The organism is Roseivirga pacifica (assembly GCF_900111145.1).
Lineage (GTDB): Bacteria > Bacteroidota > Bacteroidia > Cytophagales > Cyclobacteriaceae > Roseivirga > Roseivirga pacifica.
In genome coordinates, this window is record NZ_FOIR01000005.1 from 13856 (window position 1) to 31810 (window position 17955).

Sequence of the window (17955 nt, forward strand, 5' to 3'; positions counted from 1 at the left end):
ATATTGTCAGTCTCAATCATTCATTGTTGATCAAAAAATTTGAAACAAACACTAACGCTATGAAAGCCATATTAACACTTGCGCTATCAATCTTTACGCTCGGCTTAGCTGCCCAAACCCAATGGGGAGCCAAATTCGAGCAGATTGATAATTTGCTACCCACACCCAATCAATACAGAACAGGCTCTGGTGAACCCGGACCAGCCTACTGGCAACAACAAGCCGACTACAAAATTAAGGTTACGCTAGACGATACGAACCAGAAAGTAACCGGCTCAGAAGTAATTACCTACCACAACAATTCCCCTTCTACCCTAAAATACTTATGGGTGCAGTTGGACCAAAACGTAAGACAAAAAGACAACCTAGGCGCTATAACCAGTGGTGGCAGTGCCATACCAGATAATGCAAAAGCCATAGGCACGGCACAGGCTCAAAGCATTTTTGGCGACACGGGTTTTGACGGTGGCTTCAAACTAATGAGCGTTAAAGACACCAAGGGAAACGACCTTAACTACACCATTAATTACACCATGATGAAGATTGAGCTACCTGAGCCTTTGGCCACAGGCGAAAGCTTCAATTTTGCCATTGACTGGTGGTACAATGTAAATGACAGAGGTTTGATTGGCGGCCGTTCTGGTTATGAATACTTTAAAGAAGACGATAACTACCTCTACACCATAGCGCAATTCTACCCACGCATGGCCGTTTACGATGATTTTAATGGATGGCAGAACAAGCAATTTATGGGCTCTGGTGAGTTTGCACTTACTTTTGGCGATTTTGAAGTAGAGATCACAGTTCCTTCTGACCACATTGTGGCATCGACTGGTGAACTGCAAAACCCAAGCGATGTACTGAGCAAAGAGCAACAAAAGCGTTTTGACAAGGCCAAGAAGACCTATGACAAACCGGTAATTATTGTAACCGAAAAAGAGGCTATTGCCAATGAGAAGGAAAAAGCTACTGACACAAAAACATGGGTTTACCATGCACAGAATGTGAGGGACTTTGCCTTTGCTTCTTCAAGAAAATTTATTTGGGATGCTATGGCTGTAAAAGTTGGCAACAACACGCCTTTGGCCATGTCTTACTATCCTAAAGAAGGTAACCCACTTTGGGAGCGTGAGTCTACTATTGCAGTTAAAAACACGCTCATCAATTATTCAGAAATGACAATTGACTACCCTTACCCGGTAGCCATTTCGGTACATGCTGCGAGCATCGGTATGGAATACCCAATGATCTGCTTCAACTTTGGCCGCCCAAGAGCTGACGGCACTTACGATGACTTTATTAAAACCAGAATGGTTTATGTAATTGTGCACGAGGTTGGGCACAACTTCTTCCCAATGATTGTAAACTCTGACGAACGCCAGTGGGCTTGGATGGATGAAGGTCTGGACTCTTTCTTGGAATATATGACCATGAAAAAATACTACCCTGATTTACCGTACAACAGCAACGATCCAGCTTCTATTGTACCTTACATGAAGGGCAGCAAAGATTACCAACGCCCAATCATGACCAACCCAGAGCAGTCTATGCAACTTGGGCCAGAGGCTTACTCTAAACCTTCGGCAGCATTGGTGATTTTGCGCGAGCAGGTTATGGGACCCGAATTATTCGACCAAGCATTTAAAGAGTATGCCGAAAGATGGGCATTTAAGCACCCAAAACCAGCGGACTTCTTCCGTACTATGGAAGATGCCTCGGCAGTAGACCTTGATTGGTTCTGGAAAGGCTGGTTCTACAGCACCGACCATGTGGACGTTGAAGTAGCGAACGTAAAATGGATGCGCGTAAAAGGCGAAGGCCAAACTTTTGAAGGCCAAGTTCAAACGCAAGGCGGTAACCTTGGCGAAGGTGAAGGCGCTGATGGCAACCCTTTCTTCGGGCAACCACAAGAGCTAGAGCTTACCGATACACAAGTGCGTGGAGAGTACAGAGGAGAAATTGACAATGATGCCATTAGGGAGCGTTTTGCAGGCAAAAACGTGTACCAAGCCACTTTTACGAATGTTGGTGGCTTGGCAACGCCAATTATTGTAGAGTGGACTTATAAAGACGGCACCACAGAAATTGAAAAAGTACCGGCAGAAATCTGGCGATACAATGAAAAGCAGGTAACGCACATGTTTGTAAAAGACAAAGAAGTAGCCAGCGTGGTTTTCGACCCAAACAAAGAACTTAGTGACACTGATTTAGAGAACAACTCATTCCCTAAGCCAGCTAGTAACACTGATTCTCGATTCGAAAGCTTTAAAAAGGGCAACGGGAATTAATTCTTGCTGAAGCAAAAGCCTTAAAGAGGCTGTCTCAAAACACTGCAGGTTCAAACCACTAATGGAATTGCCCCATGCTTTTGAGACAGCCTCTTTTTTTTTATGCCCTACATTTTCGTTCCCGTTTGTCTAAAAAACCAAGCAGTTCGTCCGATTGCCAAAACCCAACAGCCGAGGTTTCGTTGTCTCCATCAGCTAAACATTTTTTAATTGGAAGAGAGATCAACACTTGTGGAAGAGCAGCCGGCTTATAAATTGGCCGTGCCTTTATTTTTACTTACCTGCCTACCCTATTTCGGTACCATTATTTATGATGTTACCCGTTGTTGCGGCAAGATCGACAATACCTTTGTGTATTTTGGAGGCTTTTACCTTATGCTCGGGGCGCTCTATTTAGTTATCCGGTATTTTAAGAAGTAACCAGTTTGGGTTAATTCCATATATTTCGGTTTAACACATACCAAATGGTGCAAAAAACCGAAAGACTACTTTCTCTAGATGTATTCCGCGGGCTTACCATAGCCCTAATGATTTTGGTGAACAACCCCGGTAGTTGGGGGCATGTTTATCCTCCACTTCTACATGCCGATTGGCATGGAGTAACTCCTACCGATCTGGTGTTTCCATTCTTTCTTTTCATTATTGGCGTATCGCTCTACATGTCGTACAGCAAGTACGATCATAAACTGTCGAAGCAAAGCGCGATAAAGATCATTAAACGCAGTGCACTGATATTCCTAATTGGTCTGGCCCTGCACTTCTACCCTTTTTATAATAAAAGCTTCGAAAGCATACGCATAATGGGCGTTTTGCAGCGCATAGGCCTGGCCTATTTAATTGCTGCTTTCCTATGCCTGAGCATTTCTATCAAAAACCTATGGAGAGTCGCCTTGCTCATTTTAATCTTTTACTGGACAAGCTCCATTATTCATGGAGGGGAAAACCCTTTTAGTATCGAAGACAATTGGGTGAGGGCAATAGACCTTAAGGTGCTTGGCGAAAACCATATGTGGAAAGGAAAAGGAATCTCTTTCGATCCGGAAGGCATAATGAGCAGTATTCCGGCAGCTATATCCATTGTTTTTGGTTTCTACATTGGGGCTCTTATCCAAAAATATAAAGAGCAGCATCTGCTGGTAAAAAACCTGCTTTTGGTTGGAGTGATAGCCGTATTCGTTGGCTTATGCTGGAGCATCTATTTCCCACTTAACAAATCGCTATGGACCAGTTCTTATGTAATTTACACCGGAGGCTTGGCCTGCATGGTGTTAGGCATTTTGGTAGAAATACTGGATGTAAGGAAAAGACAGAGCTGGGCTAAGCCATTTCAGGTCTTTGGCCTAAACCCATTAATTATCTTTGTTTTCTCGGGTGTCTTCGTGAAAACCATGCTCTACATTGTTCGCTGGACCAACGAGGCTGGTAATACCATCAATGGAAATAGCTGGCTTTGGGCAAACATTTTTAGTCAAATCACTCCCAACCACCTAAAGTTTTCATCTTTACTAATGGCCTTGTTTCATCTGGCCATTTGCTACTTGCTGGGTTATGTTTTGTACCGAAAGAAAATCGTGATCAAAGTATAAATCACTTTCATTTAAGTCCTAAATCGAATAGATTTATATCATCAACATACACAATTATGATTACCCAAGCAGAAAACAGCACCGCCTTTAAGGATCGCATTAAGCTTCCGTTTACGTTCGATGTAAACAAACTTCAAGAAGAGTACAAAGCTCTAAAACTTGGCAGCTTTACCTATTACAACGTAATTCCCTTGCGTTCGCCAGCTCACTTGGTTGACACCTCCTTGCCTTTTCCTCCACCAGCTGACGACTATGCTGATGGTTCGTGGTGCGACTGGATGGACACTCAAGAGCTAGAGAAATCGCCCTACCTTAATGAGGTGGTAGATTTTTTTAAGGCCAAAACCAAGGTAACATTGGTTAGGCTTCTTCGCTTGGCACCCAACTCTACGGTAAAAGAACACACCGACCCAACGCTTGGTATAGAAATAGAAAAATCTGTGGTGCGCCTAACCGTTCCAATTTTCTCCAACGAGCAAGTGGAGTTTTATCTAAACGATGAATTGATGCATATGGCATTGGGCGAATGCTGGTATATGCGCCTAACCGACCCACACAGAATTATTAATAACAGCACTGAAGAACGCGTAAACCTTACCATCGACATGATTCCCAACGAATGGCTAAGAGGAGTGATTGAGGAGAGTCAGGGGTAGATTTGCGATTTGCGATTTGCGATTTGCGATTTGCGATTTGCGATTTGCGATTTGCGATTTGCGATTTGCGATTTGCGAAGTTTGATGCTTGAAACCTATATTCAAAGACTTTTGACGGGATTACCTTCGGTGATCCTTGGGTGGGGGATTCAACCTAATCAAAGTCTACTTACTGCGTGACTACTTTTTCAATTATTCGGCAATTTCAAACAAGCTTGAATTACCTTAAATTAAAAAAGCCTGCTACTGCAGACTTTGATTAGCTTGTCGGGATGACAGGATTTGAACCTGCGACCACTCGCCCCCCAGACGAGTACGCTACCGGACTGCGCCACATCCCGATTAAAAACGAGAGCAGGCCAAGCCTGCTCTTACAAGTATAATAATTCCTACATTTTACTAATAGAGGAGTGGGAATAACTACAAGTTATACAACTTCTTATAGTACTCATCGGCCATACGAGCTGCGCGGAAGTATTTCTCCACATCTTCCATGCTTTGGTAGTTCATGGTGGTCCAAGCGGCCTTGTCATCATAGTACATTGGCACTATTTCTTCCTCCAAAATCTGCATCATATGCTCAGCATCGTGCCGATCTTGCTCTCCTTCTGGCAGGCTTGTATCTACTTCAGGAATCACAAACCCGTTCTTGCCGTGTTCGCCAAACTCCAGAATCCATCCGTCATTGGTTGAAAAATTCAAAGAACCATTCATAGCGGCCGTCATTCCAGATGTCCCAGATGCTTCGAGCGGAATTCTAGGGTTATTCAACCAAACGTCAGACCCTTTTTTCATTAAAGCCGAAAGGCCAAGCTCGTAGCCAGTTAATATAGTAGCATTGTGGAACTTGCGGGTAAAGTGCACCAACCAGTTAAAAGTACTTACAGCACCATGATCTAGTGGATATGGCTTACCAGCCCAGATTATTTGTACTGGATATTTCTTATTGTTTAGCAGTCGTTCAAAACGCTCCGCATCTCTGGCAATCAAATCGGCACGCTTATAACCTGCGAACCTTCTGGCCCAAACAATAGTCAAGACATTCGGATCGAATATTTTGCCTGTTTGATCAGCTACAAGCTCAAATAGCGTCTTCTTCATTTCTAGCTTACGCTTTAAAAACTTCTTGTCGTTCTTTTTCTGGTAAGCCTTCTCTATTTCATCATCAACCCAATACGCCTTATTCTGGGCATTGGTAATTGGAATAATATCGCAAACATCTTCAAAGCCGCCCCACATATCACGCGACACTTCGCAGTGCTTTTTTGAAACCGCATTGGCAATTTTAGACATGCGCAGAGCAGCAAGCGTATGGTTGAACATGCCGTTTTCAAAACCAACCAAGTCCTCAATATCCTTAATAGTAAAGCCATTGAAGAAGCCCAATTTATGCAGCAAGTTAGGATCGTTCACTTCGTTACCAGCCTTTACCGGGGTATGCGTAGTAAACACCAGTTTCTGTTTTAGCTCATCTAAACTGCCCAGCTTTTCTAGCAGCCTAAAAGCAGCCGGCAAGGCGTGCGCCTCATTAAAATGATAGAGGTCTACCTCGTGGCCAAGCACCTCTAGCAACTTGGCTCCGCCAATTCCTAACACCACATACTGCGCAATGCGCGTAGCGATATTATTATCGTACAGTTTGTGCGTAATGGTGTGCGCTAAATGGTCATTTTCAGGATGATCCGTTGAAAGCAAGAATATTGGTGCGGTGCCAAACACTTCTGGCGGAAGGTAAAACACTTTAACCTTTACAGGATGGTTGTCGATTGTAACCTCTAGCACTATGCCAGTATCTTCCAAAAAGTTGTAATGGCGCTCTTGCCAAAGGGCATCCATCTCGTTGTTGTGTTTTCTGGTTTGGTCATAGTAACCATACTTCCACAAAATGCCAATGCCAATTACGTTCTGCTTGAGATCGTAGGCGCTGCGCATGTGCGAACCGGCCAAAAAGCCTAAGCCACCAGAATAGATTTTAAGCGGCTGATCAATGGCAAATTCCATTGAAAAGTAAGCCACAGGTTTTTCATAACCTTTACCAAATTTGTACGGATGCTTCAACTTCATAGCTCAATCGGTTTTGACGGACTATAAAATTACGTGTTTAGAACGGCATATGCATTTGCCGTAACAGAAACTTAATTGCAAACGTTTGATTCTTAGGCTTTACCCCTCTATTGGAATAGATATGGTTACTGTTGTGCCTTTGCCCTCAGTAGAGTCAACATTTACCTCGCCCCTAAGTGCATCTAAACAGCGCCTTACAATAGACATGCCTATGCCGGTCCCCTCTATCGAACCTACATTATCGCCCCTAAAAAACCTGTGAAACATCTGCTGTTGGGTTTCTGAAGACATTCCTATCCCTTCATCTTTCACCACAAATATTAAGGTGCCGTTTTCAATATTTAGGGTTAAATATACCGTACCATTCGGGTGAGAGTATTTACAGGCATTTGATATGAGGTTAATAAATATCTGCTTTAGCAAGCGCTTATCCGAGCTTATTTCCACACCGGCAAGTTGCTCCTCATACGCTATGCTCACATTATCCACTTTATCGAACTGACTCTCTTGCAAAAGTCCCTTCATAAATTCAGCTAGGTTAAAAGTCATAATCTCAGCCGAATAAACTGCATCTTGATCTTTTTCAACCAGTAATATGCGCATAAGAATGTCCGTCAAACTATCAACGGCCTTTTCAATTCTATGGGCATGTTTTTGTTCTTTAGGTCTGCCCTCCTTATCGCCTATAGCCTTGATTAATTGAGCGCTAGACCTGATAGAAGCCAAGGGTGTTTTAAACTCATGAGAAAGGTTTGAAACAATGCTCGACTTAAGCTGGCTAAACTCCTTTTCAGCCTCAAGTGCACGCTCCAACTTCAACTGCACTTTTTCCTTTTCGGCCATTTCCTTTACCAAGGACGTTACCGCCACATCCAACTCCCGGGTGCGTTCAATCACCTTTTCGTCCAAGGTTTCGTTTAGCTCGGTAAGTGCCTTCTCTTGTTTGGTCTTATAAATGGCCATTTGCAAAATGGCGCGCAATTCTCGAGAATTAATGGGCTTTTGAATGTAGCCATCGGGGTTTGCCGTTAGTATTTTTTGCAAACTCTCGTCATCGTCTGCCGAGGTAATAAAAATCACAGTAACGGGTCTTATTTCTTGAATGCGCGCATTCAATTCACTTCCATCCCACTCATCGCCAAGTTGAAAGTCGAGCAGTACTGCATCTACGTCATTTTCCTTGTAACATTCGAGTGCTTCTTGTGGATTTGAGAAGTTACCAACCACCTCATAATCCAATTTCTCAGCATTTCGCTGTAAAAGCCTGGCACTCAGAGAGTCATCCTCAACAATAATAATTTTCCCCAACGACATAATGTTGAAATTAGTCAATTTACGCTTTATGAAAAGCCATTTTGATTATATTTAGATTTAAGCTGGTAGTATAAGATGAAAACAATACTTGTAGTAGAGGATAACGAGTTACTGAGAGAGAATATTTGTGAGATTCTGGAGTTGGAAGGATACGATGTAGCCTGTGCTCAAAATGGACAAGTTGGTGCGCAAATGGCGCTTAAAAACAGACCAGATTTAATCATTTCCGACATTAACATGCCTATTATGGATGGTATGGAAATGTTGAAAGAACTTAGATCGAAAGAAGAATCGAAGACCATTCCCTTTATATTTCTTACAGTAAAAAACACCATGAAAGACCTGCGCGATGGAATGAACCTGGGCGCAGACGATTACCTGACCAAACCCTTCGACATGGTGGAACTTACTACTGCCGTAAAAAACAGGCTCGACATTCGTGAAAGAATTATAGCCAAAGAGGTAGATAAGTTCGACAAACTGAAAAGTGTTGTGGGACTACCAATTGCCAGCGTAATTGACGATCCGCTACGTAATATTGAGCGATTGGCCGAAATGCTGAGCAGTGAAAAGGTTTTACTTCAAGACCAAGAAGAGAAAGAAATTGCAGGCCTTATCAATAAAAAGGCTGCCCAGTTACGTAAAATGATCGTTAAGATCTTGTATTTCTACAGAATTGAGGCACTTAAAAACCACAGCGAAGACCTGAATACACTGAAGCAAATGACTACCGAAGACCTGCATGAAACCATACGGGCGATAGGCGAGCAAATTGCTGAAGAAAACGGTAGAACATCTGACTTACAGCTACACTTAGAAGAAACACATGTTCAATTTCCACAAGAGTTTATTGAGTTTTCCATCAAAGAGTTGGTGAGTAATGCCTTTAAATACTCTTCGAGAAACTGCCCAGTGAAGATCTCTGGATTGAGCAGAGAACATGAGTACGACATTATGGTGATTGACCAAGGCATTGGCTTTAGCGACACAAACTTGGAAGAGATTGAGCCATTTATTAACCCCGAACAAACTTCTGGGAAAGACGGAATCGGTATTGGGCTTTACACTTTAAAAACCCTAGCGGACCTATTTGATGTAGAGCTTTCGCTAGTTTCTGAAGAAGGCGTTGGTTCTTCCTTCACCATGGTACTAAAAAAGGCCTAGAGTTTTCCGTGATCCAAAGCCTTGTCTGAGGTTTTGGCCGGATTCCACGCATCTTTGTAAGAGCTATAGAAGTACATTTCCTTGATGTAGGCCATCAACCTGATTATACGCATATAATAGCCATTGTAAATTGACTTGAGCGGAATATAAAGCAAGAACCAAATTTCTTGCTTCCACCTTTCTGAAACCGCCAACAAAGCAAAAAACTGCAGATAATTTATAAATGTATAAATGACCAACTTAACTGCGATAATCAATGGCAAAGTCTCGGGGAAATGAATGATGATGTCTATCATGTAAAAGAGCCAAAGGAAGGCAAACACCACATTGAACAGTACATTTTCCGCAGAGGCTAGAAAGTTGGCCCAAGTAAAGTTTTGATTTGGAAAGAAAACATCAATGTGCTTTCTGAGTCTAAAACGAACAATAGATTTATTCCATCTTAGCCTTTGTTTGGCTAGTTTTTTAAAGGTAGTTGGCACCGAAGTAAGACAAATTGCGCGGTCTTCAAAGGCCACTTTATAGCCCATCTTTCTGAACTTTTGGGTAACGTCACCATCCAAACCAGGGCCAATATCCCAGCCACCAATTCTTTTTAAGGCATCAGTTTTAAAAGCACCAAATGCACCAGAAATAATTCTGTAAATACCCAAATAGGAAGTAATCATTCTACCCACAGAAATGGACATTAGGTATTCGATTCCCTGCATTGTGGCAGCCACACTTTCTTTGGCATTACGCACTTTTAGGTTGCCCCCAACACAGCCAATTTCATCGTCCATGTAAAACCGGGTAATAATGCGCTCAATAGCAGTTCTGTCAAGCGAACTATCAGCATCGAGGTGCAAAATGTATTTCCCCTTGGCATATCTTAAGGCAAGGTTTGCAGCACTGGCTTTCCCCCCACGCACCTGATTTCTGATAAACAGGTCTATCAAACCGGCCTTTTCCAACGATCTACCGATAATTGGCGTATCGTCATCAGAGCCATCATCAACAATTATGATTTCGTAATTCTGATATGTTTGCGCTTCTAGCGACTTTACCAGCTTATAAATGTTCTTTCCCTCATTTTTCCCAGGAGCAAGCACACTAATCAATGGTTGCTCTGTCCAAAACCGGTTTTGTGCTCTTCTGTAATCGTGCCTTGTAGAAAAACGCTTAAGGTAATAAAGGACTAATATGATGTAGTCGAAAAATAGGTAACGCGGTATTTCTATAAGGAATAGGTACCAGTAGATTCGAATAAAATCATTGGTTGTTAGGCTCTGAAAATAGTCGAATACCTTTTCCCACATTTAGAATACCTTAAGCTTCTCGTTAATCTGCATCATTACGGACTCAGACTCATTATCTGCCTCCACCTCAAAAGAGCCGTAAGCTACTCTATCGGCCTTGTTACCGTCAAGAGAGTTTACAAGTACTCCGGTAATTCGTTCGCAAATCTCTTTAAAACGCTGCTTGGTTGGCTCCTCTTCTCCTTCAGGGCTAATCACCAAGAACACGTCATCATCGAGCATGGTGGCAATTTCCGAAGGCTTTAATTGCTCTACGAGCAAGGTGCCCAAGTCATTTCTGAAGTCCTCGTAATTATCTTCGTGCTTTTTGAGCGTAGCCGGAGACAACAGCAAACTGATGTAAGATACGGTGGTATGAATATCGTTGAGTTTGAGTCGCTCAATCTCCAATTTCAAGAAAGTTCGGAATACTGGCAATGACACAAATCCATCTGCCAGTTTCTGCTCTTCTTTTACTTTTGCCTTGCCGCTCAATGCTGTTTCGGCTCCAGAAGCAGTGAGATGGTACTCATTTGCCGGCTGCTCCACAATATCCTCTATCTGCCCAACACTATGGCAGTTAAAGCAGAAGGTTTCCATATTTGGCTCCTGGAAAATATGACCATTTTCACATTCTACCACCAAAGATGGTTTGTCATAATCTACACCAATATGCCTTAACTGTCTATCACACTTAGGACAAACAAGCTTTCCATTTTCTTTGTAATCCGACTCTGGACCAACATTTCCACAAACAAAGTGGTGTATAGTATTTTGAGCGGTCAGCTTTCGGGTATTACACTTTGGACAAACCTCTCTGTAGTTAATAAAACCTGAGTTACATTTACTACATAGGTGCATTACGTCTACAAAGTCTTCGCTGAGAAAACCTCTTTGTACTCCCGCCTCTAATAGGTGGAAAATTTCTTCGTATTCGTAGTTCTTTACGTTGGCTTCCAAAAAAGGAAATGCATAACCTGTATGCGACCTTTTTGAAGGCACCGGAACTAACGGAGATTGCCTACTATACAAGTAGCGCATTAGTTTTAGCAAAAGCTTACGGCCTGTAAAATCTGTCTTTACATCAGCAATTTCGGCCATTGCTTCTAAAATATTTTCTGTCTTAGCAAAGTGCGAAAGTATTGACGGCTCGGTTAATACTCCATCGCTCAGCTGCTCTACAACAGGGTCTACATGAGCTTCGTAGGCCAAAATAAAGCAAGGCTTTAGGTATATTTCTTCAAAGCTTGAAGAGCGAACAGCCTTGAGCAACTCATAAACACGCTCTACATCCTGATACTGAAGAATTATAGCATCGTAAGCCGCCAAAGTAGGCACTCTTAAGTCATCAAAATTTCTGACCAAAAGTACATCCAGCCCATTCTCATTGAGCACAGCATTCTTGGACCTATCAAATGCAGCCTTTTTTTCTTCCTTATTTACCGAAGGAGCGGCTTCTCTATATGCAAATGCTTTTTTTATCATTAGAAAAACCTCCTTTTTCGAATTTCAACCCCCAAATTATTATTGATACGCCATTTTTTCTGTTGCGACTCATTCAATGGCCTAACAATGGCTAAGAATGAGCGTGTGGTTACTCTTGTTTCATCTTGATACTCTGGAGGCAACTGCTCCAAGCTTGAGTAAATCTTCTCTATAATACCCTTGCCTTTTGATCTATCGGGGAAGCTTACCGTAACAACATCGCCTTCAAAAATGGACCCGAACTCTTTTTGAGGGATGTAAGCGCGAACATAGGCATCGTCTAACTCTACGCTCATTATTATTTCCCCCTTATAAGCCAGTTCAAATTGCTTATAGTTAATGTTGGTTATGATTCCGCTTACCGGTGTATTAAAAACTGATATTTCGTTATTAGCGCTTAGTTGCTCTACCAGGCTGGTAGTATATCTTTCTTTGTACTGTGGCAGTTCATACAAGTATTTTTGCCAGTATTTGATTTCCTCCTCCTTCACTCTAATGTCAGACTTTAACCTAGACTTTTCATCTTTCAGTTGCTCAATTTTTGTGGCATTGGAAACATCCAGAATTACTAAAAGCTCTAGTTGAGCAATCTGCTCGTCTATTTCTGCCATTCTCCTGTTCAACTCCTCTACTTCTACTTGCTTAACGCGAATGTTCCTTTGGGCAGTAAATCGCTCTTTGGTTATCCATTCTTCTACAGAACGAGTAGAGTTAACCAAAGTGTTGTCCGATACTCGAAAATCTCTTTCGAATTTTAAAAGTGGCGTACCACGGGTAACAGAATCATCTTCCATTACCATAATTTCTTCAATCCGGGCATCGTAAGGCAACAAAACTGCATAGCTCTCTTTAACCACCTGAGCCGGAGCAGTAATGAAATAGAAGTTTCTTACTAGGTATAAAACTAAACTACCAACTATAGCAAAGAGAATAGCCAAATACACCAACCTATCCCAGTTGATTCGCTTTTTGCGAATTGGCTGCTCTTCTTCCGCAACGTGGCTCTGCTGATTTCCGAACTTTATTCTTTTCACGATATTATTAGTTTCCCATTATGGTTTCTTGATCGAGCGATATAAGTGAGCCCAGATCATGTATTACTATACGATCGATACCGGTAGCATCGATTAGTTTTTTCACAAAATCTTCCAGTTCAATGCGATCAGAAAAGTCATCAGTTCTTAAAGCTAAAGTCACTTTATCCTGATTCAAAGCAACTTCTTGACTAATTTGAGCAACTATAAACTCAACTTCAGGCCTTTCATAGCACATTAAAATAAATTCATCCACTATTCCTTCTACACTTTCCAGAAATGATTCAGAATAGAAAAGAGGTATAGATACAGACAACTGTTTTTCATCACCAATTATATCGCGCACACCGCTAATCGCTGCGGACAGATTGGCTAAGTAGCCTTCCTTATTGTTGTCCCAATCGTCAAATGTGTGTGGCTCAATATCAAGTTGAATACCATCGTAGCCCTGTTCTATAGCAGACTGAGCAATGGTCATTAATCCATCAGACTGTCCATCTTTAGCAAAGCTGTTCTCGCCAATTAGCCTGTATACCTTTTGATTACTTTTATGTGCCAGTTCCATTAAAGATTCGAGCGTTGAAGGATCGGTATTTCCCGGAGAGATGAACAAACGAGAAAAGTCATTATTAATACTGTATTTGGTTAGAAAGCCTGGGTCGAACTTGCCAAGCGTAGCGGACCAGGCATAAACAGCCCTATCTCCAGCCATTTTATCTAAGAAGTTGCCCAAATTCATAACCCGCGTAATATCAGACGCCTTATTATCCTTCATTAAAGAATAAATCTTCAGAAGCTTTAAGTACATCTTCTGCTTTAGGTCAAGCAATTCAAAGTCGATGGCAAAAAGCTGATCTAAGTAATTAATGGCATCTATTGGGGTAAAGCTTGGGTCCTGCAAATAATCTTTGGCCAGTTCTCTTCTAAGTCGTTCCAATGCCAACTCCTTGTCGCCATACATTTCTAAAAATTGCTTTAGGGTATATTCATACTCATAATAATGGTTCATTAACTCATTATTAATGGCAGTAGCTTGGTTGCCCAAGCGAGATGACAGCACAGCCAGTCGCTTCTCTTTTAGCTCGCTATTTCGCCTGTTTTTAAAGAGGGGAACGGAAAAAGTAGCTCCAACAGAACCGTAGCTACGAATGTCACTCAGGTCTTCATCGTACAGGTTATAGCGCACGTATGTTCTAAAACTTAAGTCGCGAGTTTTCTTATACTCAAGGTCTACTTTCTGCTTTTCCAAGGCTACCAGACTCTGATTTAGCGAATCGCTTTCTACACCAGAAAAAACCATTTCAGGAATAATTTCTAGCACCGGCAAAGACTCCGCATCCAATAGCCTATCAAAATTCAATTCGGCATAGGCACTATCGAATCCCTTGTTGTAATTGGCCAAATTCTTAGCCATGTTCTCAAGCCCTTCTTTTCTACCTTTTAGCTTAACAATTTGCTCCCATGGCGTTGCCCTCACCAAATACATCTGCGAGGCGATCTCTAAAAAACTATTGATCATTGAGAGCCTTCGCTCTAAATATTTCTGTTGTGACTTATTAAAAAGGTAAATAAAGTAGTTGTAGCTATAAATGTAGTTTTCATTTCTTGCCACCTTAGACTCCAACAAGCTATTGATCTGGTTTTCAACTTCAAGGCGTTTGGCTTCATCCTTATTACCTAAAAACCCGGAACCAAACAGTTGCCAATCGAACCCAACATTCGCTCGGGTCCTAAAGAAAAGATCTTCTCCTTCGAAAATACCCGGCTCAAAGTTGTGAGTAAAGCTGCTGTAAAAGCTAAGGCCAATATCATCTTTTAAGGCCTGCATCATTACAGAATTCATTTCATTCATCAACTGATACTCGGCATTCTCGCTATACTGACGTGAAAACAGCGCATTCAACAAGGCCGTATCGGCATAATCTCGTTTCTCAGATTCTTCTGCTAGTGATAAATAATAGAGATTTTCTACCTGATCAACCAGCTTTTGTAAACGGTTTAAATAGTCAAGTGTATTGCTGCTTTTGGAAGGTTGAGGCTTTGTATTAGCCACCTCATAGCCTACAATCAGTTCTTGTCCCTCGCCAATGGCGTCTGATGTTAAACTGTTCCATTGTTTAAGTTTATCAAGCTTAACGTTGTACTTAAGGGAAATGCGAAACAGATTTTCTCCAAGTGCAACCTTATGCTTAACCGCTACGCTGTCTTGCTGAGCAAAACAATTGAAACAGAGTATTACCAATAATATGCCGAGAGCAAGTCTCTTCATAGTACTTTGCATTTTTGTAGGTGACATGTTATGCCTATTACGGCATTTTCAGAAAGATAGACAGAAACCTGCTGCATTCCACTTCGCTATCGACTATTCGAAGAAATTACATGACGAATGGGGTAAAACCTTAGACTAGCAGTTCCTGTCAAATCCCATATCTTAGTATGACATAAGTCATATCACTACAAGCATTACTTTTAAATATTTGTTCAAAAACAAGCCCATGAAAGTAAAAACAGCCCTAGAAGCCGTATCGGACATAAAATCTGGAGATAATATATTCCTACACACCGCTGCAGCTACTCCCGTAGCCCTGGTAGAAGCCATGACCGCGAGAGCGCCAGAGTTAAATAATGTATCCATTTATCAAATGCACACCGAAGGCAATGCGCCCTACGCTGAAGCACAATATGAAGGCACCTTTAACATTTACTCCATGTTTATTGGAGCCAATGTGAGAAAGGCGCATAAAGAAGGTCGTGCCAGCTTTATTCCATGCTTTTTGAGTGAAGTACCCACTATGATTAGGGCTGGCATAATTCCCGTTGATGTAGCGCTAGTACAAGTTTCTCCGCCAGACGCACACGGTTATTGCTCTCTTGGTGTGTCTATTGACACATCAAAAGCGGCAGTAGATGTAGCCAAAACTGTAATTGCCCAGATCAACCCACAAATGCCAAGAACTCATGGAGATGGACTGATTCATATGAGCAAATTTGCGAAATGCGTAGAAATAGACACACCATTACACGAGCATGCCCCTCACCCATTAACACCAGAAGAATCTAAAATCGGGGAATTTATAGCAGGAATGATCGAAGACCGGGCCACGCTACAACTGGGCATAGGTGCAATACCCGATGCCGTGCTTTCTTGCCTGGGCAATCACAAAGACCTAGGCGTTCATACCGAAATGTTTTCCGATGGGGTAATTCCATTAATTGAAAGTGGGGTAATTAACAACAAGTACAAAACAAAACATAAAGACGTACTCGTATCAGGCTTTATGATTGGGTCTAGAAAGCTTTATGACTTTGTAGACGATAATCCAATGATCAGAATGTTGGATATTCAGTATGTAAACGACACGGCAGTGATTAGGCGAATGCCAAAAATGACCAGCATTAACAGCGCTATAGAAGTAGACCTAACCGGACAGGTTTGTGCTGACTCCATTGGTAAAACCATGTACTCAGGCGTTGGTGGACAAATGGACTTTATTCGTGGCGCTTCGCTTTCCGAAGGTGGAAAACCAATTATTGCTTTACCATCGGCAACCAAACGAGGTGAAACCAAAATTGTCCCTACGTTAAAACCAGGAGCCGGTGTAGTGACTACGCGCGCCCATGTGCATTATGTGGTTACAGAACACGGCATAGCCGACCTTTATGGAAAAAGCCTAAAAGAACGTGCTAAAGCTTTGATAAACGTAGCTCATCCAGACCACCAAGAAGCATTGGAGAAAGAGGCGTTTGAGCGTTTTCATTAAGAAACCATCATTGTAATGAAGGAATAATTCATTTTATTGAGTGTAAGATTCAAAAACAATAAACATGCGTCTTACACTCATCTCTTTTTGCGCCCTTTTAGCACTATGTTCTTGCGGAACCAAAGATTCAACCAACGAAGCAGAGAGCACTGCAACATTAACCACCAAAGTTTTTAAACTGGTAGATAAAGGCACTAAGTCTTTTCCTTTGGACTTTGAGTCGGCCGTAGACATCACCTGTAGCTTTAGACTGGATGAAATTGAAGGAAAGGAATATTTTTCTTTTTCTAATCCTTCCACTAAGTCAATTAACATATACGACTACGAAAAAGGCGAACAAATAAATAAGCTAAAATTAGCTAATGAAGGGCCAAATGCTATTAATTTATTGTTCAGTCTGAGCTTCTTTCCTCACTCACTAGATTCGATTTTTATTAGTGGATTTCAGGACTATTATTTAGTCAACAGTAAAGCCGAAGTACTCAAAAAGCTATACAATCCAAAAGAACAAAAATATAGAGCCAATGCTACGCCTGTTTACCTTATGCAAGCCACCAGCTACAGAAATGGGAAGCTAATAGGCCCATTAAAGTATAGCCTCATCAATAAAGGGGAAGGCAGTTCCTATTTCTGGGGAACAATCGACCTCAATACAGCCCAAGAAACTTTTGATCTGCTAAATGCGGAAACCTTTATACCTAATTACGGAGACATGAAAACGTTTATAGAAAATTCTAGCAAAAAACTAGACCCTTTAAGGGTTAGCTTTGCCGGAGACTACACTGACCTTGTGACTTCCACGGGTATTTCCGATAGTATATACTTCATAAAATCTGGAAAACTAGTTAAAACTGACTACCTGAGCTCGCCAGATATTGAAATCACTGACTACAAAACCTACCTTTCGTTAAATAGAATGGAGCAATTAAAGAATGGCGTCCAAACGATTTCAGAACCTATTCAACCACCACATTTTGCCGGACTTTATCTATCACCTAACAAAAAATTCGTCTACCGAATACTCATCAATAAAACAAGGGGAGAATACGTTGAAAACCTTGAAAAAGAAATGCCACGGGTTCAAGAGGCTCTTCTACTTGTTTACAATACGCAATCGGGTGAAACATCATCAATAGCCCTCTCTGTGGAAGAGTTAAGTCTAAGACCAAACCACAATAGCAATGCGTTTGCCAGTAACGCTGGGCTTCATATTCTCATCAAAGAACAGGCTAGCGAAAACCGTGTAGACTTTAGGGTGTTTGGGGTTGAGGATTAGTATTAATGAATAAAGGCCATCTCTAGATGGCCTTTATTCATTAATACTTT

The 17955-nt window shown here is 41.7% G+C and carries 13 protein-coding genes and 1 tRNA gene; 7 read left to right on the plus strand and 7 right to left on the minus strand.

Annotated elements, in window-relative coordinates; all coding sequences use genetic code 11:
• Positions 1–59: 59 nt before the first annotated feature.
• The 4 genes from BMW98_RS18825 to BMW98_RS18835 all read left to right on the plus strand — a co-directional run bounded on the left by BMW98_RS18825 (position 60) and on the right by BMW98_RS18835 (position 4530).
• Positions 60–2288: a M1 family metallopeptidase gene (locus BMW98_RS18825; RefSeq protein WP_090260817.1), complete on the plus strand. Its 2229-nt coding sequence runs from the start codon at positions 60–62 to the stop codon at positions 2286–2288.
• Between the two features lie 210 nt (positions 2289–2498).
• Positions 2499–2708 carry a hypothetical protein gene (locus tag BMW98_RS20350; protein WP_139177695.1) on the plus strand — a complete coding sequence of 70 codons (210 nt, stop codon included), beginning with the start codon at positions 2499–2501 and terminating at the stop codon, positions 2706–2708.
• 44 nt (positions 2709–2752) lie between these two features.
• The gene (locus tag BMW98_RS18830; protein WP_090260819.1) at positions 2753–3874 is read left to right on the plus strand and encodes an acyltransferase family protein; all 1122 of its coding nucleotides are present in this window, start codon (positions 2753–2755) and stop codon (positions 3872–3874) included.
• A gap of 56 nt (positions 3875–3930) precedes the next feature.
• Positions 3931–4530, plus strand: a complete 600-nt coding sequence (locus tag BMW98_RS18835; protein WP_090260821.1) for an aspartyl/asparaginyl beta-hydroxylase domain-containing protein — start codon at positions 3931–3933, stop codon at positions 4528–4530.
• A 267-nt stretch (positions 4531–4797) separates the two neighbouring features.
• Here BMW98_RS18835 and BMW98_RS18840 read toward each other — a convergent pair.
• The 3 genes from BMW98_RS18840 to BMW98_RS18850 all read right to left on the minus strand — a co-directional run bounded on the left by BMW98_RS18840 (position 4798) and on the right by BMW98_RS18850 (position 7908).
• Positions 4798–4871, minus strand: a tRNA-Pro gene (locus BMW98_RS18840).
• A gap of 79 nt (positions 4872–4950) precedes the next feature.
• Positions 4951–6594 carry an alpha-glucan family phosphorylase gene (glgP, locus tag BMW98_RS18845; protein WP_090260823.1) on the minus strand — a complete coding sequence of 548 codons (1644 nt, stop codon included), beginning with the start codon at positions 6592–6594 and terminating at the stop codon, positions 4951–4953.
• A 99-nt stretch (positions 6595–6693) separates the two neighbouring features.
• Positions 6694–7908 carry a hybrid sensor histidine kinase/response regulator gene (locus BMW98_RS18850; RefSeq protein WP_090260825.1) on the minus strand — a complete coding sequence of 405 codons (1215 nt, stop codon included), beginning with the start codon at positions 7906–7908 and terminating at the stop codon, positions 6694–6696.
• A 75-nt stretch (positions 7909–7983) separates the two neighbouring features.
• Between BMW98_RS18850 and BMW98_RS18855 the strand changes: the two genes are divergently transcribed.
• Complete coding sequence (locus tag BMW98_RS18855; RefSeq protein WP_090260827.1) at positions 7984–9072, plus strand: hybrid sensor histidine kinase/response regulator; 1089 nt, start codon at positions 7984–7986, stop codon at positions 9070–9072.
• On the opposite strand, the gene BMW98_RS18860 is transcribed toward BMW98_RS18855, so the two are convergent.
• From BMW98_RS18860 to BMW98_RS18875, 4 genes are read right to left on the minus strand one after another with little or no spacing between them, the layout of a single operon-like run.
• Positions 9069–10370, minus strand: a complete 1302-nt coding sequence (locus BMW98_RS18860) for a glycosyltransferase family 2 protein (RefSeq protein ID WP_090260829.1) — start codon at positions 10368–10370, stop codon at positions 9069–9071. The two genes, BMW98_RS18855 and BMW98_RS18860, sit on opposite strands and share 4 nt — an antisense overlap.
• Positions 10371–11834, minus strand: coding sequence for a TackOD1 domain-containing metal-binding protein (locus tag BMW98_RS18865; protein ID WP_090260831.1), 1464 nt, complete (start codon positions 11832–11834; stop codon positions 10371–10373).
• Positions 11834–12868, minus strand: coding sequence for an HlyD family secretion protein (locus tag BMW98_RS18870; protein WP_090260833.1), 1035 nt, complete (start codon positions 12866–12868; stop codon positions 11834–11836). The genes BMW98_RS18865 and BMW98_RS18870 overlap by 1 nt, the downstream gene beginning before the upstream one ends.
• A gap of 7 nt (positions 12869–12875) precedes the next feature.
• On the minus strand, positions 12876–15137 hold the full coding sequence (locus BMW98_RS18875; protein WP_162844620.1) for a LysM peptidoglycan-binding domain-containing protein: 2262 nt from the start codon (positions 15135–15137) through the stop codon (positions 12876–12878).
• Positions 15138–15363: 226 nt separating this feature from the next.
• Between BMW98_RS18875 and BMW98_RS18880 the strand changes: the two genes are divergently transcribed.
• Both BMW98_RS18880 and BMW98_RS18885 read left to right on the plus strand, forming a co-directional pair.
• A complete protein-coding gene (locus BMW98_RS18880; RefSeq protein WP_090260837.1) occupies positions 15364–16629 on the plus strand; it encodes an acetyl-CoA hydrolase/transferase family protein in 1266 nt (421 codons plus the stop codon).
• Between the two features lie 64 nt (positions 16630–16693).
• Positions 16694–17905, plus strand: coding sequence for a DUF4221 family protein (locus tag BMW98_RS18885; RefSeq protein WP_090260839.1), 1212 nt, complete (start codon positions 16694–16696; stop codon positions 17903–17905).
• Positions 17906–17955 lie beyond the last annotated feature (50 nt).

Bases quoted from the DNA above. Each gene is read 5' to 3' on its own strand.
- BMW98_RS18825 (WP_090260817.1), top strand. From the start codon at position 60: ATGAAAGCCATATTAACACTTGCGCTATCAATCTTTACGCTCGGCTTA.
- BMW98_RS18830 (WP_090260819.1), top strand. From the start codon at position 2,753: ATGGTGCAAAAAACCGAAAGACTACTTTCTCTAGATGTATTCCGCGGG.
- BMW98_RS18835 (WP_090260821.1), top strand. From the start codon at position 3,931: ATGATTACCCAAGCAGAAAACAGCACCGCCTTTAAGGATCGCATTAAG.
- glgP (WP_090260823.1), bottom strand. From the start codon at position 6,594: ATGAAGTTGAAGCATCCGTACAAATTTGGTAAAGGTTATGAAAAACCT.
- BMW98_RS18850 (WP_090260825.1), bottom strand. From the start codon at position 7,908: ATGTCGTTGGGGAAAATTATTATTGTTGAGGATGACTCTCTGAGTGCC.
- BMW98_RS18855 (WP_090260827.1), top strand. From the start codon at position 7,984: ATGAAAACAATACTTGTAGTAGAGGATAACGAGTTACTGAGAGAGAAT.
- BMW98_RS18860 (WP_090260829.1), bottom strand. From the start codon at position 10,370: ATGTGGGAAAAGGTATTCGACTATTTTCAGAGCCTAACAACCAATGAT.
- BMW98_RS18865 (WP_090260831.1), bottom strand. From the start codon at position 11,834: ATGATAAAAAAAGCATTTGCATATAGAGAAGCCGCTCCTTCGGTAAAT.
- BMW98_RS18875 (WP_162844620.1), bottom strand. From the start codon at position 15,137: ATGAAGAGACTTGCTCTCGGCATATTATTGGTAATACTCTGTTTCAAT.
- BMW98_RS18880 (WP_090260837.1), top strand. From the start codon at position 15,364: ATGAAAGTAAAAACAGCCCTAGAAGCCGTATCGGACATAAAATCTGGA.
- BMW98_RS18885 (WP_090260839.1), top strand. From the start codon at position 16,694: ATGCGTCTTACACTCATCTCTTTTTGCGCCCTTTTAGCACTATGTTCT.